13 protein-coding genes and 1 pseudogene are annotated in these 22,207 nt (G+C 47.8%); 4 read left to right on the top strand and 10 right to left on the bottom strand.

From position 1 onward, the window contains the following. Positions 1-77: 77 nt before the first annotated feature. A complete protein-coding gene (locus RH949_RS09220) occupies positions 78-2,273 on the bottom strand; it encodes a beta strand repeat-containing protein (protein ID WP_446352651.1) in 2,196 nt (731 codons plus the stop codon). Positions 2,274-2,320: 47 nt separating this feature from the next. After that, a complete protein-coding gene (locus RH949_RS09215) occupies positions 2,321-4,324 on the bottom strand; it encodes a two-partner secretion domain-containing protein (RefSeq protein ID WP_446352650.1) in 2,004 nt (667 codons plus the stop codon). Positions 4,325-4,866: 542 nt separating this feature from the next. Between RH949_RS09215 and RH949_RS09210 the strand changes: the two genes are divergently transcribed. Both RH949_RS09210 and RH949_RS09205 read left to right on the top strand, forming a co-directional pair. Continuing rightward, on the top strand, positions 4,867-5,139 hold the full coding sequence (locus RH949_RS09210) for a hypothetical protein (RefSeq protein WP_446352649.1): 273 nt from the start codon (positions 4,867-4,869) through the stop codon (positions 5,137-5,139). 853 nt (positions 5,140-5,992) lie between these two features. Next, positions 5,993-8,668 (top strand): CHAT domain-containing protein, encoded by a 2,676-nt coding sequence (locus tag RH949_RS09205; protein ID WP_446352648.1) that lies wholly within the window; start codon positions 5,993-5,995, stop codon positions 8,666-8,668. Between the two features lie 70 nt (positions 8,669-8,738). Here RH949_RS09205 and RH949_RS09200 read toward each other — a convergent pair whose 3' ends face one another. The 5 genes from RH949_RS09200 to RH949_RS09180 all read right to left on the bottom strand — a co-directional run bounded on the left by RH949_RS09200 (position 8,739) and on the right by RH949_RS09180 (position 15,315). Next, the gene (locus tag RH949_RS09200; protein WP_446352647.1) at positions 8,739-9,533 is read right to left on the bottom strand and encodes a DUF928 domain-containing protein; all 795 of its coding nucleotides are present in this window, start codon (positions 9,531-9,533) and stop codon (positions 8,739-8,741) included. Positions 9,534-10,251: 718 nt separating this feature from the next. Then, positions 10,252-12,156, bottom strand: a complete 1,905-nt coding sequence (locus RH949_RS09195; protein ID WP_446352646.1) for a CHASE2 domain-containing protein — start codon at positions 12,154-12,156, stop codon at positions 10,252-10,254. Between the two features lie 96 nt (positions 12,157-12,252). Then, positions 12,253-12,924 carry a response regulator transcription factor gene (locus tag RH949_RS09190; protein WP_446352645.1) on the bottom strand — a complete coding sequence of 224 codons (672 nt, stop codon included), beginning with the start codon at positions 12,922-12,924 and terminating at the stop codon, positions 12,253-12,255. After that, positions 12,875-13,792, bottom strand: a complete 918-nt coding sequence (locus RH949_RS09185) for a hypothetical protein (RefSeq protein WP_446352644.1) — start codon at positions 13,790-13,792, stop codon at positions 12,875-12,877. Before RH949_RS09185 ends, RH949_RS09190 begins: the two co-directional genes overlap by 50 nt. A 440-nt stretch (positions 13,793-14,232) precedes the next feature. Further along, the gene (locus RH949_RS09180; protein WP_446352643.1) at positions 14,233-15,315 is read right to left on the bottom strand and encodes a site-specific integrase; all 1,083 of its coding nucleotides are present in this window, start codon (positions 15,313-15,315) and stop codon (positions 14,233-14,235) included. A gap of 407 nt (positions 15,316-15,722) precedes the next feature. Here RH949_RS09180 and RH949_RS09175 point away from each other — a divergent pair. Next, positions 15,723-15,905 (top strand): annotated as a pseudogene (locus RH949_RS09175) (RNA-guided endonuclease InsQ/TnpB family protein); the annotation flags it as partial. Positions 15,906-16,246: 341 nt separating this feature from the next. Here the strand turns inward: RH949_RS09175 and RH949_RS09170 are convergent. The 3 genes from RH949_RS09170 to RH949_RS09160 form a co-directional block, all read right to left on the bottom strand. After that, positions 16,247-16,858 carry a PEP-CTERM sorting domain-containing protein gene (locus RH949_RS09170; RefSeq protein WP_446352642.1) on the bottom strand — a complete coding sequence of 204 codons (612 nt, stop codon included), beginning with the start codon at positions 16,856-16,858 and terminating at the stop codon, positions 16,247-16,249. A gap of 197 nt (positions 16,859-17,055) precedes the next feature. Then, positions 17,056-18,732, bottom strand: a complete 1,677-nt coding sequence (locus RH949_RS09165; RefSeq protein ID WP_446352641.1) for a DNA repair helicase XPB — start codon at positions 18,730-18,732, stop codon at positions 17,056-17,058. Positions 18,733-18,770: 38 nt separating this feature from the next. Next, positions 18,771-20,615, bottom strand: coding sequence for a helicase-associated domain-containing protein (locus RH949_RS09160; protein WP_446352640.1), 1,845 nt, complete (start codon positions 20,613-20,615; stop codon positions 18,771-18,773). A gap of 240 nt (positions 20,616-20,855) precedes the next feature. Between RH949_RS09160 and RH949_RS09155 the strand changes: the two genes are divergently transcribed. Beyond that, positions 20,856-22,196, top strand: a complete 1,341-nt coding sequence (locus RH949_RS09155) for a VWA domain-containing protein (RefSeq protein WP_446352639.1) — start codon at positions 20,856-20,858, stop codon at positions 22,194-22,196. The last annotated feature ends 11 nt before the right edge of the window (positions 22,197-22,207 follow it).

Here is a 22,207-nt window from a genome sequence, read left to right as displayed (position 1 = left end):
GGGGTTGAGCTTAAGTTGACACCAATGCACGTCGGTGCGCCCCTACGTGGATAAACGGCAAAAATCTGTTGCCAATATTATTGATCGCATTCCCGACTCATAATCAACTTCCCATTGGGTAATCGATATATCCCCGTGGGCTCAATAATCGGATCACCCATTTTCCAAGGGCGACGAGTTGAGGACGAAGATTCTTCCCCATCTCCCCCAGCTCCCCCAGCTCCCCCAGCTCCCTCAGCTCCCCCAGCTTCCCCAGCTCCCCCAGCTCCCCCAGCTCCCCCAGCTTCCCCATCTCCCTCACGGGGAATAGACCGCACCGTCCCCGTCTGATACGGTGTACTATAAAGATCCCCAGGACGAAACGGGATACCCCCCGTACCCGTAATAAAGAAGCTACCCCGTTTCGGTTCATGGCGACGGGCGATGCAACTTTCGGCAATTAGTTCGTCGGTGTCGATTCCATTGCCTGATAACAGGATGAAGCTGTTTTCCACAAAGCTGGTGTCGGGCAGGGTAATTGTGCCGGGCACTAAACCGTCGGCATTGATATCCACGCGACTGTTATTATCTAGGGTAACCGGGTCTGTGCCTCTGGGCGCCGGTTGGAAGTTTTCTCCGAAGAAGGCGACGGTGTTTAAGCTGATATCCCCACCTCTGCCATCTCGGGCAAATGCCAGGATATCGCTATCGTCAAATGCCAGGATGGTGTTGGCGGTGAGGGTAATATTACCGCCACCCTCTGCACCGGAGGCAACGCGGCTGGTGATGTCGCTATCTTCAAATAGGCGGATGTCAGCAGCCGTGATGGTAATCGCACCCCCGGCTGACTGTTCAGTCGAGGTGGCAATGGTGCCATTGGTAGCACTGAGGTGTTGGGTGTTAATTTCGATATCCCCCGCCCGGGCGGCACCTGTAGATTCGGCGATTATCCGTCCTTGATTGGTCAGTTGTACCCTGTCGCTGGCGTTGATAGTGAGATTGCCGCCAATTCCTTCGCGGCTGGGGGAGGATGTGGCGGCGGAGACAATGGCGTTGTTGGTAACGGTTAGGGTTTGGGTGTTAATTATTAGGTTACCGGCGGTGCCATTGCCTCGGGTTTCTACGGAGAGTTCACCCTTATCGGTGACGAGGAGAGAAGGGGTATTTAGGGTCAGGTTCCCGCCATTCCCGGTGGCGCGGGCGATGACGAGGGCGTTTATACTACTGGAAAACCCTTCGGCGTCAGTGCCTATCACTTCAATCTTGTCGGTGGCGGTGACGGTTACATCTCCAGCATCGCCCATCCCAGCCGTCAAGGCGGATAATTCGGCACCGTCAAGGATGCGTAGGTTCTGGGTAGAGATAGTCACATCTCCCCCATTTCCTGTGGCATTACGTTCGACATCGGCAAACAAACTACTGGGATTGCCATTGATGGGGTTATCGCCAATTAACTCAATTTGGCTAGCATTGACAGTTAACTCACCCCCATTCCCTTCTCCAAAGGTTGCCACCGATATCTGACCCCCCTGGCTGACCAAAAGTTCTCCCGTCTTGAGGGTCAAATTCCCGGCATTGCCTGTGGCACCTGAGTTAACTTGCGCCCGGATACTACTGGAATTCCCTTGGGGGTTAGTGCCAATCACTTGAATCTGGTCAGTTGCCACCACTGTTAAGTTCCCTGCATCCCCTTTGCCCAATGTGGTGGCGTCTAAAGTGGCACCCTCAAGGATGCGTAAGTCTTCAGTAGAGATAGTCACATTTCCCCCATTTCCGGTGGCATTATCATTGACACGGGCAAACAAACCACTGGGATTGCCATTGATGGGGTTTGTGCCATTTAACTCAATTTGGCTAGCATTGACTTTTAACTCACCCCCATTCCCTTCTCCAAAGGTTGACACCCCTATCTGACCCCCCTGGCTGAGAAACAGTTCTCCCGTTTTGAGGGTCAAATTCCCGGCATTGCCTGTGGCACCCGGTTCAACTTGCGCCCGGATACCACTGGAATTCCCTTGGGGGGAGGACCCACTCACTTGAATCTGGTCTGTTGCCACCACTGTTAAGTTCCCTGCATCCCCTTTGCCCAATGTGGTGGCGTCTAAAATAGCACCCTCAAGGATGCGTAAGTCTTCAGTAGAGATAGTCACTTCTCCCCCATTTCCTGTGGCATTATCATTGACACGGGCAAACAAACCACTGGGAGTGCCATCAATGGGGTTAGTGCCATTTAACTCTATTTGGCTAGCATTGACCTTTAACTCACCCCCATTCCCTTCTCCGAAGGTTGACACCCCTATCTGACCCCCCTGGCTGACCAAAAGTTCTCCTGTCTTGAGGGTCAAATTCCCAGCATTGCCTGTGGCACCTGAGTTAACTTGCGCGGCGATACCACTGGAATTCCCTTCGGGGGAGGACCCACTGTTAAGTTCCCTGCATCCCCTTTGCCAAATGTGGTGGCGGATAAATTGGCACCGTCAAGGAGGCGTAAGTCTTCAGTAGAGATAGTCACATTTCCCCCATTTCCTGTGGCATTACGTCCGACAGCAGCAAACAAACCACTGGGATTACCATTGATGGGGTTAGCACCAGTGAACTCAATCTCGGTGGCATTAATGTTTACCTCACCCCCATCTCCCTCACCCAATGTAGAGGTAATCAGTTGAGAGCCATCTTGAACTAATAACTGTCCCGTTTTCACAGTCAAATTCCCCGCATCGCCTGTACGAAACGTAGCCGTTGAGACCAGTGACGCTTCCCTTAATAAAACTGACTCAGATTGAATACGGATATCACCCCCCGCACCTGCACCACGGGTTTCGCTAAAAATGCCATTGCCTGCAATAGACACCCCATCATCAGCAATCAGAGTAATATCCCCCGCATCTCCCGAGGCGGACGATGAGTCAATGGCTTGAGTGATATTGATATTACCGCGAGAGTCAATAATTACTGAACCCGCATTACCTGTAAAAACAAAGTCATCGGTAAAAATACTACCAACTTGAATATCTCCCGATAAAGAAGGATTCGGCTTATATTGATTACTCAAAAAGACTACCCCATTAGCAGCATCCACAAAAACACTGCCCACGGTAATCTCTGCACTATCTGGAATATCGTCAATATTTCCACCAATATCAGAAAAGTTATCTCCTGTCCGTCCAAACGGACTCCCAACCGCATTCGGGTCTAATCCCGCCCTCACATCCAAGGTTGGTTGCCCTTTCCCATCAATTACCACAACCGTCTCATCATCAGAAAGGGTAACCTCCTCGCTAATCCCCTCGGCAGAATCAGCCCCAGTAATCGTCACTGTCCCAATCCTCACCCCTCCCCCAGCAAAAATATGTAACGATGCTCCCGTGTAGTTATTCAACGTTACATCACCGAGGGCGCGAATCACTGGGTCATCAGGACTAGATAAATTCCCCAAATTCCCATCCAACTGTTCAATCCGAAAACTCCCCCCACTCCAATAATGAGCATCGCCACCCACATCAGCCGCACTTCGCAACACCATATCCCCACCGGAAAACAACCCACTATCCGGATGATTCAACGCAAAAATATCAATCCCTTGATTTCCCGTTACCAGCAGATTTCCCCCAGCATCGGCAATAAACGGATTGGTCTGACTATCCCGAATCGTTACTGTATCCTGTGCAAAAAGAGTTAAATCTCTCCCCGAACCTAACTGTCCCTGTAAATCCAAATTCTCCCCATCTAAGGTCAGATTTCGTCCCGTGGTTAAATTCCCCCGATTAGTAATCTTACCCCCCGCCGCTTCTACAGCATTATAAAATAGCGCCCCAGGACTTACCGAGAGTAAACGACTACTCTTCGGTTGAGTCGCACTAAAAACCCCATCCTCCCCCAACTCTATCCCTGATGCTGTGCTGGCGACAAAGGAACCTTCTATATCTAAACTGGCATTTTCGCCAAATAAAATTCCATTGGGATTAAGCAAAAATAGATTCGCTTCACCCAATACCCCTAACCTGCCCAATATAGTCGAGACATTATCCCCAGTAACACGGGAGAGGATATTTTCTATCCCATCGGGATTGGCAAAATAAACCCCTCTCCCTTCCCCAATATTAAACTCTAAAAAACTATGAAACAGATTCGCGCCGCGAGTTGCGCCCCCATCAATTCTGTCACTGAGTATCTCTCGAATCAGCACATCAGGGTTAACCACAGAACTTTCCGCCCCCAGAGTATCATCGGGTATCACCTGGGCGACAACTCCCTCATTTCCCCCAGTTACCAATACGCCGATTAATCCGACAGTGCCAAAGATAAACGACTGCCAACGCCCAGCCAACTTGTTTATTTTGATCACGGCAAATGTCTCCTGAGATTAGTAATGAATTAAGCCATCGGGTTTTGAGGTTTATCAGACGCACGTCGGTGTTAGGGCGCACGTCAGTCATCCGTGTCAACTTAAGGCTGGAACCCTTACTTAATAAGAGATCCCCCTTCCGTCCCCCTTTTAGATCCCCCTTCCGTCCCCCTTTTAGATCCCCCTTCCGTCCCCCTTTTAGATCCCCCTTCCGTCCCCCTTTTAGATCCCCCTTCCGTCCCCCTTCAAAAGGGGGAGACCAGAGGATGCTTCGCTTTTTGTTCCATGGGGGAGACCAGAGGATGCTTCGCTTTTTGTTCCATGGGGGAGACCAAAGGATGCTTCGCTTTTTTTGCACGGGGGGAAGCAGAAATTAATCAAAGTCCCCCTTTTGAAGGGGGATTTAGGGGGATCTAAACTTTGATCGCTAGTTATACAAAGTCTTAAGTTGACACCAATGCACGTCGGTGCGCCCCTACGAATCTGGCAAAAGCGGGATACTACGTCTGAATTCCAACCTAATCGTAAATTTGGTATCAAATATGACAAAATACCCCCGAATAATATCTTGGCAAACCCCAAGTCTTGATCCTAATTATGCCAGTAAAGTTGATAGTTTTCTAGCCTTATTTCTGAAAATACCAGAAAGCGACGAAACCTGTGATGCACTTAAGTGCAAGCTGGATTGCCGAATTCTGACAAGCGGGTTGCACAATTACGCCAGGGGTATTGCCGAAAACTGCATGGCGACAGGAAGACACCTTCAGATGTTGTCGGAAATGTCTGGAACAATCGGGAATGGTATCTATCGATAACCTCTCGACAAAAGCCGCCCTGGGTTATTCAATGGGTTTTTGTAGCTTGTGTTACTGTTTTTCTCTTTCTCGTTTCCAGCATCCCTCTAAGAAATGCTCTTGAGGAGTGGTTATTATTAAGAGGCGGAGTCTCCCTAAGCTCATTCCCTTCTCAGAACTGGGAATGAGGTAAACGAGGCAAAAAAGCAAGTGTTAGTAACAAAAATTAATTTAATTGGAGAACAAGGGGAAACCGATTAGAATTACAGTTAATCCGACGGTCACTAACTTGGACGCCGGGAAATCAATTTCCGGCTGAAAGCTAAAGTAAGAATCGAGCTTACTAAATTAAAGGCTTTGAACCCGTTTCAACGGGTTTGAGCTTTTAGCCCGAACTTGAGTTCAGGGCTTCTTGCGTGTTTGTCGTGAGTGTTTCAACTTGGACGCCGGGAAATCAATTTCCGGCTGAAAGCTAAAGTAAGAATCGAGCTTACTAGATTAAAGGCTTTGAACCCGTTTCAACGGGTTTAAGCTTTGAGCCTGAACTTGAGTTCAAGGCTTCTTACGTGTTTGTCGTGAGTGTTTCAACTTGGACGCCGGGAAATCAATTTCCGGCTGAAAGCTAAAGTAAGAATCGAGCTTACTAAATTGAAGGCTTTGAACCCGTTTCAACGGGTTTGAGCTTTTAGCCTGAACTTGAGTTCAAGGCTTCTTGCGTGTTTGTCGTGAGTGTTTCAACTTGGACGCCGGGAAATCAATTTCCGGCTGAAAGCTAAAGTAAGCTAAAGCTTACTAAATTGAAGGCTTTGAACCCGTTTCAACGGGTTTAAGCTTTTAGCCCGAACTTGAGTTCAAGGCTTTTCAAGTGTTTGTCATGAGTGTTTCAACGTTTATGGCGCTAAAGCGCCTACTACGAACGAAGGAAATGAAAAGCCAACACCGCCGATTCCGAATTCGCCCCTTTCTCCTGATTCTATTCCTGTGTAGTCTCACCTTCAGTTTGAGTCTAAGTCAGGTTTCCTTAACCCTTACCCCCCTCAAACTTAGCCCCATCGCCACCGCCCAAACACTGAATCCCGATCAACTCGTTGAACAAGGTATCCAACGCTACAAAAATGGTGATGTTTACAACGCCATCGAACCTTGGCAAACCGCGTTAACCTACTACCAAGACACCAACAACCCCGCCAGCGCCGCCATAGTTCAAGAAAACCTCGCCCGCGCCTATCAACACCTCAAGCAAAGCGAAAAAGCCCTCACCTATTGGGAAGGTGCGATCGCCTATTATCGCCAAATCGCTGATACCCCCCAAGTAGCAAGGCTTCTCGTCGAAAAGGCACAAACCTATACTAATATAGGACAACCCAGAACCGCGATCGCACTCTTATGTAATCCCTCCCCGAACGACTGTACCCCCGATAGCGCCTTAGCCCTTGCCCGTACCACCCAAGACAAACCCACCGAAGCCGCCGCCTTGGGAAGCTTAGGTGAAGCTTTGCGGCTGCGAGGCGACTACAAAAACGCCCTCACCTATCTGCAAGCCAGCTTAGATTTGGCAACAGAAATGGGTAATATCGCCTATCAAACCTCAACCCTAACTCATCTAGGCAATACCTACCTCAGCCTTGCCAACATCCATTATCGCCGCGCCAACTCTGCAACCATTCGCGGCGATACCATCGAAGCCGATAAACTCAAAAAACAAGCATTAACCTACGACACCGAAGCCCTCACCGTCTTTCAAACCAGCCTCAACCTCGCCCAAACCCACAACGATCGCCTAGGACAACTGAGATCGCTCCTCAATGCCATTACTCCAGAATACCGCACCCAGTCTACCCGCCACGCCCTCGAACAAGCCCTCTCTCTCCTAGAAACCCTACCCGATTCCCGTGATCAAGTCTATGGGGCGATTGATTTAGCCCACTTCCTGACTCAAGGAAACACAAACGCGACAACCCAATGTGTCACCCCAGAATCCCCCAGCCAAACCCTACACCTCCTGCAACAAGCCGTCGCCATCGCCCAACGCCTCCAAGACAATCGCGCCCAATCCTTTGCCCTAGGGGAACTCGGTCATTTCTATGAATGTCAGCAAGACTACTCCCAAGCCCTCAACTTCACCCAACAAGCCCGATTAGCCGCCGACCAAGACCTGCTAGCTAAAGATAGCCTCTATCTGTGGGAATGGCAAGCCGCACGCCTGTATAATGCCCAAGGAAACCCAACTCAGGCGATTGACACATACAACCGCGCGATCGCAACCTTAGAAAGTATCCGAGGTGATATTCTCCTCGCCAATCGCGACATCCAATTCGACTTTCGCGATACCGTTGATCCCCTTTACCGACAACTCATCGAACTCAGATTAGAAAGCGCCTCCCTCTCCTCAACTCCAACATCTGAGAAAACCAAAACCCTCACCTCTGTTCTCAACACCGTTGACTCCCTCAAATTAGCCGAACTTCAAGACTATTTCGGCGGCGATTGTGTCTTAACCGCCTTCAACCAAGAACGAGTAGATTTAGTCGGAGAAAACACCGCCACTGCCGTCTTTAGTTCCATCATTTTACCAGACCGCACCGCAATTATCGCCAGTTTTCCCAACGGTGAAAAACGACTCACCTGGATAAACATTGACCGCGAAACCCTCAGACAAGACATCAACACCTTTCGTCGCGGACTCGAAAGCTTTTTTAGAACCTATAACCCCCAACCCGCCCAGAAACTTTACGACTGGATTATTCGCCCCTTCGCCGCCGATTTAGACCAAGCTCAAATTAAAACCTTAGTCTTCATTCAAGATGGTATCCTACGCAGTATCCCCATGGCAGCCCTCCACGATGGCGAGAACTTTCTAGTCCAAAAGTATGCCATTGCCACCACACCAACCTTAACCCTAACTGACCCCAAAACCCTCAACCGCGAAGACCTCCTAGCATTAGCTTTAGGATTAACCCAACCCGCGATTATCGATGGTCGCGAATTTCCCCCTTTACCGAATGTTTCCTGGGAAATTAATCAGGTCAAAACCCTACTCCCTGGAAGCCAAGGATTACTGGATGAAGACTTCACCTCAACTCGCCTACAACAAGAATTAAACCAAACCGTTTACCCCATCCTTCATATTGCCACCCATGGCGAATTTGGTGGTGATCCAGAAAACACATTTATTGTCATGGGAAACAATAAAAAACTCACGATTACTGAGTTGGATAGAAAGCTGCGGACCGTTTCAAAACGTTCTGAACCCGTAGAACTCCTCACCTTAACGGCTTGTCAAACCGCTGCTGGAGATGACCGCGCCGCCTTGGGTTTAGCGGGTGTCGCGGTGCAAGCGGGTGCTAGAAGTGCTTTAGCTTCCCTTTGGTTTATTGATGATGCTACAACTGCCCAAATTGCCACGGATTTTTATGCCAATTTACGCGATTCTAGGATTAGTAAAGCCGAAGCACTTCGCATGGCTCAAGCCTCATTAATTGAAGCCGGAGGAAAAACCGCTCACCCCGCTTATTGGGCAGCATTTATTATGATTGGTAATTGGTTGTAAGGTATGCACAAACGCTATATCTATATACAGGGGAAGGGTACGGCATTGCCGTACCCCTACAGGTAGGTTATCACCTATCTAATACCTCAACAATTTGTGTCAATCGCTGACTCTGTTCACTGCCATTTTCTGCCGCTTGTAAGTTTTCTAACTCGGCTAAATCCTTGAGTAAATCTTCCAGTAAAATACTTGCCTCATTTCCTGATGCTAAAACTTCCGCTAATGCATCATACCACAACCCGGCTTCAGCATATTGCTTCGCTCTTTCTAGGGGATCAAGACTATCAGAAAATGTTGCTGGTAGTGAGACAACATCAATATCCGCCCCCGCCACTAAAGCACTAGAGGGGGAGTTCGGGTTACACAGAAGCACAACTCTCCAACCATATCTTTGTCCAACTGATAAACCGGGTTTATCCTTTGGTAACGATAATGTCATGATTCCCGGAGAACTTTGTAGCGGAATTTCCTGGATTACGTTACGACTCCCATTTGACCCATATTCATAGAGTTGAAAGATTATCTCATAAGATTGAGTATCCGGGACAAACCAAGCGAAGATGGGGTGAGTGGAAGCCGTTTGTCCCACATGGCTTTGAGGGGCTAGGGCTGTTAAACTTATTTGTGCATCACCCGTACAACCGCCTCGTCTACCTTCTGAACCATCGCCAAAGGGCGACAGCAAATCATCAGGAGGTTGGTATAGTCTTGTTCCCGTTGAACCGGTATGAGTTGGATCAGGTGCGCCCTCTCCGTTTTTATCATCAGCGAACGCTACACCACCTATTACCAAAGATAAACTGAGAACAGCACCGATTACGAGTTTACCATTAAATTGTTTTGTTAGCCGCCATAAAAGTTGCATAATTGTCTTAGTTATTTAACGCTTTATTTACAGCATACAATCCAGAAATTGAGCATCTCATGCCTATAAGTGTAAACCTGATTACAGAATTGGGATGGTTTGCTCACAAGTTCCCGTTATTGTCCTGGCTGAAAACTACATAGCCTGTCCTGTCCTAAAGATTACCCAAAATTGCAATGCTTTAAACCCTATTGTTTCAGGCATTTTTATTCAGAGTGTTTGACCGGACAGGATAAGCTACACGGCTGTTTCAGACGTAGCAGGCTACGTCTAAAACAACGTTACCCCAATCTAGGATAATCTTATCGATAAAAGTTCAGGAAATGTTCAGGAAATGTTCAGGAAAGTTCAGGAAAAGTTGACAACTGATATTAAGTTATAGCAGTAGACACATCGATTAGGACAACGAACTGTTATTTCATACCAAATCCGCCTTTATCACCCCCTTTTTCCACGGCGATTGAAATCGCTGCTACACAAACAAAGTCCGCCTGCGCGGACTAGGTTATAACGGGGGTAGCTAACCCGGATTTGGTATCAGACGTTCCGGCGGAACGTCTCTACCATAAGATGTGTCCTAACCGCTATAGCAGTTGCTATACGTTAAATAAATAGGGCTAAAACCTTTATCAATGACCTTTTTAAAATTATTTTGACGAATAACACTCAACAGGTTATGTATCTTTGTTTGAACTCAAGGGGTATGACTTACTGAACATTACCAGAACCACGCTTTTGCCACAGACCAAGTTAATTCACAAACGGTTCCTTTGGGAGAATTAGGAAACCGCCGAAACGTTCCTCGCAGTTGTCGAGCCAGATTTTTTGCCTGCTGCGTTCCCCGACCTCGAGATTGATCTAAGTTATCAGATAATGCCTCTAAACCCACTCCATTATCGATAATGCGAAGAACATTATCACCGTTTTCTTGAGTACAAATTACACTCAGACGAGTCACCCCGACAGCGTATTTCCCTACATTACACAACGCTTCTTCTAAAAATCGGCACAACCCCCGCTTTTGGTCGAGGCTTAAATATCGACTTTCTAGAGGTTCAAATTTATTAATTTTAACCTTAATTGTTTTAAAACAAGGAAAATCACGAGTTATCGTATTATCGTAAACTTGATAAAGAATCTCATGAATTGGCGTCTGTAAATCTAATTCTAAATTACCGCCCAGATAAATATGTTCCCCTTGGGTTAACGTTTCTCGGCGAACGGATTCATAGACTGTGCGAATCTCTTGGTTTAACTGTTTCAGTTCAGATAACAACAATTCAGAATATAAATGGTTTTCTTGAGCCGTGCTTAAAATCCTCGCCAGTCTTTGCAACGGTCCATTATGAATCGTATCAAACGTATGATCAATAATAAATTGCCGCTCTTGCAGCCGTAACCGCAAATCCTGTTGATGTCGATAGAATAACCCAGCAGTGAGTCCAGCACCATTAAAAACAAGAGGAAGAATTGCCGGGACAAGGGGAATCCACCACCCTAAAATCAACCCGAAATAACAACTACCGATTAATCCCACACTAGCCATCCCCAATCCCATCAGAATCTTGAAAGGGGATTGAAATAGCCGCCCCAGACTAATACCTAAAAACCCCCAGACAAAAATCCACAAATATTCCCATCCATCTGACCAAACCTGCAAAAAGGGACGCCCATCCAGAACAGCACTAATAATTTGACTCACCGCATGAGCTTGAATTTCCGCCCCATAAACCAGTTTGGGGTTAACACCCGTAATCGCCGCCGAATTTACGATATCCTTGACACTAGCAGCCGTTATCCCAACTAAGACAATGCGATCGCGAATCCAGTTGGGATCAACATGTCCACTTTTGATATCATTAAGTGAGAGCACTCTAAACGGTTCTCGACCACTGCGAAAATTGAGCAAAATCTGATTTCCGCCAGCATCGGCTCTCACATATCCCCCAGAATTGGGTTGAAACCGAGTCAGTTCAGTGGAACCAAACCGGATAGCATTGGGGTCATGAATTCCCTGTTCTAGGGGAATTCCTTGACTCGATAAATAGGTTTGAGCCAGACGTAGCGTCAGAGACAATTTACGCTCTCCCTGGGGAGTAGAAATGCGAAGCAGGCTGCGTCTGAGATAACCATCCCTATCCAGAACCGCATCAGCAAATCCAGCTTGATCAGGGGGCAAATCGGGTGGTGGACTAACAGTAAACCCCTCGCGATCGCGCAACGCTTTCTCAATCGCAATTAAGTTTTTGCTCTCTCTAAATACTTCAACCAATTTAGCATGACCGGGCTCAACGGGTAAGTCTCTAAAGATATCAAGACCAATGACATTCGGCTGATACTTCTGCAATAGTCTCAGGAGTTCAGCAATATCTTGATCAGGAATAGGATACGTTCCTATCTGCTGGATATCACCTTCATCAATCCCGACAATTACAATTCGTTCATCCATAGGTTCAGCTGGACGCAGCCGCAGAAAATTATCCAGCACCACCCATTCCAAAAATTGTAGCGAACCCATCAGACGAGCCAGCATGACCAGTCCAATAATAATCAATCCTGGCAAAGCCCCAACCCGCCAGATGGCAAGTTCAGCTTGAATGTTTCGCCAAAGGTTACGCTGCACAAGGAACAGGGAATAGGGAATTAGGGAGCATGTAGAGACGCGCCATGGCGCGTCTGGGGAGCAAATGACTAATGACTAATGACTAATGACCAATAACTAATCAATTAAACCCTCCTCCTTAGCACGCATCTGGGTTTGAATCCGAATATTTTTCCCCGGTTCCGGATAAACGCCCAAAGCGTCTTGAACCTTCGTCCAATAATGACGCACAGTTCGTTCAGCAATATTCATCTGCTGAGCGATCGCCTTATCCTGTAATCCTTCTTGAAAAGCTAGGGTCAGCAGTTCCAACCATTCCGGCTTAACTTCCAACCCCGTTCGCATTTCCCTGGGCGTGTAAACCACTCCCTGAAGCGCCCAATCAACCTTAGTTAACATTTCCTTAAGCGGCAGACTTTTGTCTACAATCGTAAAACCCCCTTCATGAGTCGAGATTGCAGGTTTGAGACGCACCAGTGAGCGGACATGAGCGCTTTGAACTACAATATTTAGGGTGGGATACTGCTCCATCAACGTTCTCACCAGTTGAATCCCTGTCTCCGTTCGCGCCATGTCTCCAGGTTGCTCTGGAATAGAAAGATCCAGAATCGCCAAATCAGGTTGAGCGCCCTCCACTTGTTGTTGAGCGCCTCGTGCGGTTTGAGCGGTGATCACATCGGCTTCTGGGTACTGCTTTGTCAGCATATTCACAGTTCCATCCAAGACAGCTTCGTGATCATCAACCACGAGAATTTTTGACTTGACTAGCTTTGGTGATTTTAGACTCATATTCAAATCCATCGCAGTCTAGGGTTAATTTTGGGAGCTGAGGTTGGGGTGATTGCCAACGGAAGTGCCACGTTACCATCAACTCCTTTCTCTTATAAAAGCACTGTCCGCCGGTGACAAAGTGAAAAGCTTCCTTAAGATAGTCCAAATCTTTGAGACTTGATGGACAGACCACTGTTGATTCATTAGGATAAGAGAGTTGAACTCTAATATCACCGAACTTCCCCTGTTTCTGTAAGCGGACATAAATCGATAGTTGAGTGAACACCTCTGAGGGAAGCATACCAATTTTTTCAGTTTGGCATTGTTGAAACCCTCTGAGTACGCCTTTGGTGTCGGTGTCATTGCTCCAACGGGATGTACCTCCTTGAGATAACGTAATTCGCAGTAACTCATCTAAGGCGATTAAAATCACTCGAGAGCACTCAGGAGACTCATCCTGCCAATCCCCCGGCAGTTCCATCTGAATGTTAAGGTGAGGATTGTAAGTTTGCCACAGTTCGAGCAAGTACTGTACAGCTAGGGGCAAACTTTCCTCAACAAAAGGAGGCGATAGGCGATCGCTCAATTGTCCCAGAGAATGATGGAACTTTTCAATCCCCTTTAACCAGTCTCGGACATGCTCCAAAGAAATCTCATGACTATCTCCCAGCCATAACTCTAAGCTGCGACGCATCGCCAATGACTCTTGCAACAACCCATTACGAATTCGCTCAGTTTCGCAATACAGTTGAAACCCTCGCCTGCGTTCCCACCATCGCAAAGCTCGTCGCGCCCTAGAGTAGGATAGGAATAGTCCCACACAGATGAGTACACCAGCAATCGAAACTACGCTCTCTAAAACAATAAAATAGGAAACATTAACCATTTTGGGATCATCAATTTGCTTAAATTAGTGGATTCAGACCCGAGTAGAGAGAGCGCAGCACTGACTCCTCGCGTAAGCGGGATAGCAGGAACAAGAAGACGAAAAGCTTCACCTAATTGTATACCAGTACGGTTAGCTGTACTTTTTGGCTTACAGCACATTGCTTAAGGCTTACAGCAGTTTTCAAGTTAGTAGACTACAGACGATGATTGCGCCCAAAAACCAACCGATACAATTTTCTATTCCATAAACGTGAAAAGCGCTGTAAAAGCGTTTCAAGTCCATACTAGGAGTCTTAAAGCAGTCGCCCATTACCGAAATTTACCAAATTGCTTGCCGTTTTTGGATTCATCTATGACACAATCCTGCCAATCCGTTTGCCGAAAACTGCAAAAAACACCATTTCGAGTGAAGAGGATTTAACCGCTCAGTATTTTCCTTCAAAAATCGGTCAAATCCTCCTCTAACTTAACTTGCGGCGGTCTAGGTCGGTCAGGTTTAGCCAACAACCGCTCAAAAGCTAGCTGATGGTGTTGGTCAGCCAACCACGCATGATACGTTTGACTATGAATCGTCGCCGAATGTCCCATTTGTTGCGCCGCCAGCCCAATTTCCAGACCATACTGCATACTCCGAATCGCCCAACAGTGGCGCAAATCATAAGGGCGAAACGGCATCTCCTGACGCCGGAAATACCGAGTCACTCTGTTCCCCAAATCGCGGTTGGTCTTCCCGTGACAAGCAGGTAGTTTAACCTCACTCAAGCTAAACTCCTCCACCCACTCCGGATGCAGGGGCCAGACTCGCCTAGCCCCCGTTTTCCCCGCCAAAACCCTCAACACTCCCCCACCCTGGGAAAACTCTTCTAAATCCAGATAAAACAACTCATGGGGGCGCAATCCGTAGGTCGCCAGCATCCCATAAGCCCAGCGCCAAGCGGGGTTAGACAGGCGATAGTACCACTCAACAATCACCAGATCACTCGGTAAAGAGCGGGGAGACACTTTAGTCGGAGAGTAGTTTCCGGCAAACCGCTTGGCATCAAAATCAACACTCGCTATTTTGGCTAACTTATCCAACGCCAAACAAGTCTTCTGACGGGTGCGAGTATCTGGCGGCGTCGCGGCAATAGCCTTTTTGAGGATTAGTTCGGTCAACGGTTGGTCACCAGGCAGGCGCTTAAACACCTCATTGTAATTCGTTTCCCAAGTCGTCAGAGATTGAGGCGTTTTAGCTCGCCGCATAAAATAATCCATTTTTAGCGCACCAACCCAATCCCCAACTGTTTTATAAGGCAGGGTTCCCGTCAGGCGATGGCGCAAATAAGGCTTCCAAGAAAATTCCCCACTCTCAAGCCGAAAACCCACTTTACGGGCTTCTTTTTCCGCCATAGAAAGCCCGTCAACCGTGGCATAAACTCCCAAAGCAATCTCTTGTTGATGAGGAAAAGACTTATTACTCATTGGACGCGGGGGAAGTGTTGCCCGCAAATATAATCGATTGCCTTTAATAATAATTGTCACCCTCGTCTTATCACTTTTCAGTCTCCTGTTAGCCCGATTAAGCAACTCAATAAATTCACAATCTTTCATCAATAATTTGGATATAATAAAAACGAGTACACTTCAACACCGAGGGAGTTGGAAAGATGGAGACAGAGACTAGGCGATCGCCCTTGCCCTTAATCGTCAAACCCTCGTTCTTATGGGCATCCCACCCCGTTGACTCCCCATCGCCTCACCTGGGTGACAATCTGTCCCTCTAACCGCAAGTCAGTGTTGGGCGGTTTCCCCCCCTTGAGTATAGGACAAAAGCAGACTTAAGCCAAAGACGGGAAGGGTTCTAGTGTCTTCCCTCATTTTTCCCTCTGTTGGTTTGTATCCGTGCGATCGCAGAAACTATTGTTGTCAGTATAGATTGTAGATCCGGCATGATAGTTTTTGAGTTCAAGGTAAAAGCTAAACCTGCTCAATATGCAGCTATTGATGAGGCAATTCGGACAGCGCAGTTTGTCCGAAACAAATGCTTGCGATACTGGATGGATAATGAAGGTGTTGATAAGTATGACCTTAATAAATATTGCCGCGTATTGGCGAAAGAGTTTAGTTTTGCTGCGGTTCGATTAGTGCGACGTGCTGATGGTTACTATGCACAATTTGCGGTTAAAACGGCAGTGCGATCGCTTTGTTCGGGTCAGGCTAGCTTTACCATGGAGTTGGCAACCTATCGCCCGGTTCCGTCAACGCAATAGATGCAGCTTGCTGGAAGAGGTAGCCAATCCTAGGCTATTCTCTCCCGCTCAAGTCACAGCTATGCATTACCCACATCTTTCTTAACATTTGGGAGAGCGATCGCTCTCCCCACTCTCCAATAAGGTTTCAGAAATCAGCGAAAATGCAATCATTTTGCTTGGAGTTAAGTTTTTCAAATCCTATCCAGACTTTATATGTGTCCCTATTTAAACAATGTTTTCTTCACTACAGAAGTTACCCCCAACGCCCCAACGACTAGCAAACCGAAAATTGTAGTCGGTTCGGGTACAGCAGTGACAGACGTGAAAGCTTCCTCCCCAACTAGAGTTACCCCGGTCGGTGTTGTGATGGTGGCAAATGCTGTCTGTCTAAGAGTAGAGGGCAAATCCTCAGATGGCAATGTATCGGCTGGATAAATAAAAAGTCCTAAAAACGTGTTATTAGCTGGATTTTGGGGATTGAAATCAGCCAAATTATCAAAGATGATCACATCAAATAAAGTCGGTGCAGGCAGCATCTGGAAATCATTGGCTACGACAATTGAGTTGGATAATCCGGCAAAAACCTCATCTCCTACGCTGATCCTGAATGATTGACTAGCGTTGCTATATAAACTCCCATTTGGTGTCACGATGGGCTCGATTGAGTCATCGAAGATAAAGTTACCACTAACTGGAGTCCCGGTTGCTTGGTCGTTGAACGAAAATTGAAAATTAAACTGGGTAGCTTGTGCAGAACTTATCCCGATAGTTCCCCCAGCAATAATTGCTACACCAGTTGCTAGGGATAACGGCTTAATCCCGGAAATGGTCATAGATATTCTTATCCTTGATGATTGCTTATTAGGGTTGCAAGTAGAGTTGACATTGTAGTTTGACATACTCCTACCCTTGCATCATAGATTATAACGTGGGATTCGTCAGTTGAAACCCCTAGAAAACGGTAAAATAAGATACAAAATAGTTTTTAGAGACGACCTACTCTAGTCCGATAGTCCAACAAGCAATGGAATCAAGAGAGAATCTCTATCTCATAGCCATAACCTTGCTCCGTCAAAAATAACTGTCGGTGACGGGCAAAATCTTCTTCACAAGTCCGCCGGGAAACTAGGGTATAGAAACGCGCCACTCTGCCATCGTTTTTAGGGCGCAGAATCCGTCCCAAGCGCTGGGCTTCTTCCTGTCGGGAGCCATATTTTCCTGAGACTTGAATTAACACGTCCGCATCGGGTAAATCAAGGGCAAAGTTACCGACTCTTGAGAGGACTAATCCTTTTAATTCGCCTCTGCGAAACAAGGAATAGAGTTCTTCCCGTTTCGTTTGGGAGGTTGAACCGACAATGAGGGGAAAGGCTGTCACCTTGGCTAAGTGTTTGAGCTGAGAAAGATACTCCCCAATAATCAGGATTTTGTGGTCGGCTGCTTGTTGGAGCAAATGCTGAACCACCTCAACTTTGCGGGGATTTTCTGCCGCCACTCGGAACTGCTGGCGACGAGGAGTAACCGCATAGTGCATTTGCTGCTCACTATCCTGGGGGATGCGAATTTCTGTACAACAGGCTGTGGCGATGAATCCTTGAGTTTCCAATTCACGCCAAGGTACGTCGTAACGCTTGGGACCAATGAGCGCAAAAACATCTCCCTCCCGTCCATCTTCTCGAATCAGAGTGGCAGTGAGTCCCAAACGCCTTCTGGCTTGGAGTTCAGCGGTGATGCGGAAGACAGGGGCTGGGAGCAGGTGGACTTCATCATAGATAATCAGCCCCCAGGAACGGGCGTTAAAGAGGGAGAAGTGAGGAAAATCAGCTGCTTGGTTAGGACGATAGGTGAGAATTTGATAGGTGGAGAGGGTGACGGGTGCGGTGGATTTAACCTCGCCACTGTATTCGGCAATGGCGTCAGGGGGTAAGTCGGTTTTATCGAGGAGTTCTCGACGCCATTGTCTCACGGAGGTTAAGCTGGTGGTTAGGATTAAGGTATGTTCGCCAACGGCTGCCATAGCTGCCATACCGACAATGGTTTTTCCTGCGCCGCAAGGAAGGCAAATGATGCCACTTCCCCCTTGGACGTAACCGGATTGATAGAAGGCTTCGGCGGCTTGTTGTTGGTAGGGGCGGACTTGGAACGGTTGACCACTGCGAGTTTGAGAACGTAATTGCAGGGGTAAGGTGTCACCTGTAACGTATCCGGCTAAGTCTTCAGCCGGATAGCCCAGATCAACTAAGGCTTTTTTGAGTAGTCCGCGAAAGCTAGGGTTAAGGTGAAAGGAGACGGGGGAAAGGCGCTTTTCTAGGAAAGGGGCAACCGATTTTTCCCGGATTAAGAGTTCTGCCAAAGGCGGGTCAGCAACGTTAAGCTCAAGAAAGAAAGGATCGTCTTTTCGCTCAATGCGGGTGAGTCCGTAACGCTCTCCCAGAGTCCGGATTTCCTGAATTACTGCTTCGGGAACAGGGTACTTGGAATAGTGATGGAGTGCGGTGAGCATCCCTTCCACTGCTAATCCGGCGGCGCGAGCATTCCAAATACTCAAGGGGGTAAGGCGGTAGGTGTGGATGTGTTCTGGGCTTTTGATCAGTTCCGCAAAGGGAGCGATGGCAACTCTAGCCCCATCAGCCTTAGGGGAGTGAACCTCTAAGAGAATGGTGCGATCGCTCTGGACAATGAGGGCATTTTCGGGGTTGTAGGACATTTAAAGGCAGAAGAATCTAAGGCAGAAGGTAGAAGAGTTTAAGGCTTTGGCACACTATAACCTAGCTTCTGCAAAGCACGGTGAAACCGAGTTTCCGATTCAAGTGGCACCACTAAACGGCGTTCCCCTGCCAAGAAACAATACTTTTTGGTGCGGGAATCATTGGCAATTAAGAGGGCGATTGCCGGATCATTACATTCAATTAAACGGGCTGTTCCTAAATCCTGCAAACTCCCTGTCCGGGACTTGACATCGGCTAAAAATTGTTCAACGGTTTGGGGTAAAGGTTCCGGACTGCGTGCCACTAAGAAGTCTTCTAACTCTTGGAGTCTGTAACCTTCTGCGACGGCTTTGAGTAATTTCGTTGGCTCTAAACGCCACACCGCATCAGAAACCTTCTGGGTATACAACTCCAGTAGCAGCACATCAGCCGCTGTCAGGGATTCTCCCATTGCCGCTATTTCCAGATTGGGTAAGACTCGCAAAACGGGTTGAACCTCTGGAGAGGCTGGGGTGTAATGATCCGTTAGTTCTAAACAGTAAGCGCCAAGGGGAGTCAAGCGGAAATACAGCAACCCATCGTAGCGGCTCAAGAACTCTAGGTCATCGGTTCCCCAATTGTTGCAATAGTCAGAACGAGCCTCCCGTGGAGAAATGTACGCCACATCAACCATACCTAACGTGGCAGCATATTCAAATAATAGGCAGAGTACATACCTGCCTTGCAACATACTCCAGTCGTGATACCCCAGATAACCTAAACTGCCGTAGCCAGCTTCACAAATATAGAGATCCCAAGGGTTGCGGGTGACTTCAAAATCATAATCGCTTGCCTGGATGTAGCGAAAAAATTCATCCACCTGAATCCAATGATTGACGGGACAAGCGTATAGTGCCATTGTAATCGCCTCCCGCCGTCCCACCACAGCGGTTAAGCTTCTTTTCCCTTTACCCGTTTGCCCTTTAATCTGATCAATACGCCTGAATTCATCCAAAAGTTTAGTTTTACGCCATTTCTGCCAGAGGGTGTGTAGGGTTTTTGGAGGAGCAAGAGTGAGGGCTTTTTGACCCGCTTTGGTTAAACGCAGTTTTTTGCCGGACAACTCGGCTAAACCGCCTGCTTGCACGAGCATCGACCAAGCAAAGGCACGGATAAAGCCAATGGGTTGGTCATAAAAGTTATCCTCTTCTGGAGGGGGATCGGTGTAATAATCTCCACCAGAAAGTATCGCTGTAATGGTTTTCAAGGTAGCCGTAGAAGGAAAGCGAGTTTTATCGCTTACAGAGACCTTACCCGTATCAATCAGCCGCAGCACCGCTAATAAGTCTTGCTGTGCGGCTCTTTCCATCAACCGCTGCTCAACAGAAACATCGACAACTTGGGTTTTAAATGTTCTACTGTTGTAGTCAATGACGGGTTGTTCTTGCTGGATAGTTTTGGGAATCTCATCCTCTGTTTTCAGCTTAGCTTGAGCTGGAGGTGGCACGAAAGCAGACAAGCGTTTCTGCAAGTCTTCTGGCATCAGATAGTCGAAGAAAAATAGTCCCAACCTGGAAGGGTTTTGCAGGGTGCCATAGGCATTAACCGCCCCCCAATTGGGCAACTGCCCATACTTTGCCTGAAACTGAGCCGCATCAAAGTGTGAATCCAGTGAATAAACCACTTCTGATACAGCAGTTTGTTGGAGTGGGTCAAGTTTTTCCCACAGCGCTTTGAGTTCTTTTCCTTTCAAATAGCGCTGAATTAGGTCAACCAGTTCGGCTTTGCGGGTTGGTCGTTCGGTTGTTGGCAGGTGTGGCAGGAGCCTTCTGAGATAGTCTACAGTTTGCTGGTTGAGCGCCTCAGCGACGGTGACAATGATTGGGTCTTTGGAGTAAGGCATCAGCACTGATGAAGGTGACAGGCTTTAGGAATTAGGGTAGCAGGAAAAGGGAGAATCCGTTTTCGCCTATCGATGAATTTGGCGCTGGTGGGTAAAGAGAATTTGTGCGCCATGGCGCACATTCCCAAGCAAGTCTTGTTCGGCTCTCGTATTGCTTTTGTATTATTTATGTAGTATAACGGAGATGTTGTAGAGACGTTGCCTGCACCATCTCTACAGGTTGACGTTTGAGGTGGCAAAATGTACGCCAATCCACCCACGCTCAGCAGGTTCTACCAACACCTGCTCACCCGCGACTCTCCTTTCATGCTGCGGCGCAATGGCGCACCCCCCCAATGGAGTGACGCCATGTTGCACCAATCTGCCTATCAGCAGTATCCAGAACTCTACGCCCTCTTCAGCCTTGCCGACGCGGTGCAACCTTGGCAGCGAGTGCGTATCTTATTCCAGTTACTCCAAGCCTCCCGTTGCGGTATAGCCCCAGAAGTTCGTCGCACGCTCTCAAGAGTCACCGATTTTTTGCTAAAAAGTCTCCCGGCTGACCACATCTTGACTGTGTTTCTGGCACTGCGCCGAGTCCGTGCGAATCATAAACATACAACAAGAGCGATTCTTGCCTACATTTTTAACCATCCTCAATTGCTTTCTATGGCAAACTGCCGTCGCAGAGCATTAGTGGATTCCTTAGAACATGCACTGGGAAAAAATACAGCTAGAGGCTGTGCCAAGATGCTTTCGACGCCAGAGATAGCAGATTCGGCTTATCTGCATCGTTCTCTGCTGCGGTTTGCCCAAAATCCAGAATTAGTCAAACAGATTGTGCCTCAACTGTACAAAAAGGGTAGCCCACACTTAGGGAATAGTGAGTATCAGCTTGTGCATACTCCTTACCCCGAACCCAAGGAGCGTCCCACCACGGTTACAGCCACGAATCGGGGCGATATTTCTGCTACTTTGGTTCACCTGTATCGAGGTGGCACATCGACGGCACTGCAACCAGCTCTTGAGCGTTATGTTACAGACGCCGCCAACTCCCTCCCCCAGTTTAAGGGGAAGCTAGCGATAATCCTGGATGCTTCAGCCTCAACCCAAGGATATGGCAGTCGTGAATATTGCTGCATTTCCCAGTCTGTGGCATTGAAGCTGGTGTTGGAGCAATGCTGCTCAAATCGGCAAATCTATGCTGTTGGCGGTAGCGGTTCTATTCCCCAACCCAACGGTAACACTGACCTGGCTAGCGCTTTAGTCGATGCGCTGGAGAATCAACCGGATGTCGTCGCCATTATCTCTGATGGCTACGAAAATCATTACTCGGGTGACTTAGCCAGAGTAGCAGCAACCTTACCCCAGTTAGGCATTGAAACCCCAGTTGTGTTCTGCCACAGCAAGTTCACGAACAAAGATGACCTAAGCTGGCGACAACCGACTCCTGTGCTGCCTCAGTTGGAGTTTTGGCATCAAGATGACTTTGAATCCTTGCTCATGTCCCTATTCTCCCAAGCCAACCCCTCCTTGAGTGAACCCTGTTTGCGGGAATTTCTGCTCAAAAAATTGGAAAGAGTGCGAGGGATTAAACAATGAGTTAACCAGTG

It is taken from the genome of Coleofasciculus sp. A1-SPW-01 (genome assembly GCF_040217205.1).
GTDB classification, from domain to species: Bacteria; Cyanobacteriota; Cyanobacteriia; order Cyanobacteriales; family Coleofasciculaceae; genus Coleofasciculus; species Coleofasciculus chthonoplastes_A.
This window is presented reverse-complemented; position numbering and strand designations above follow the sequence as displayed.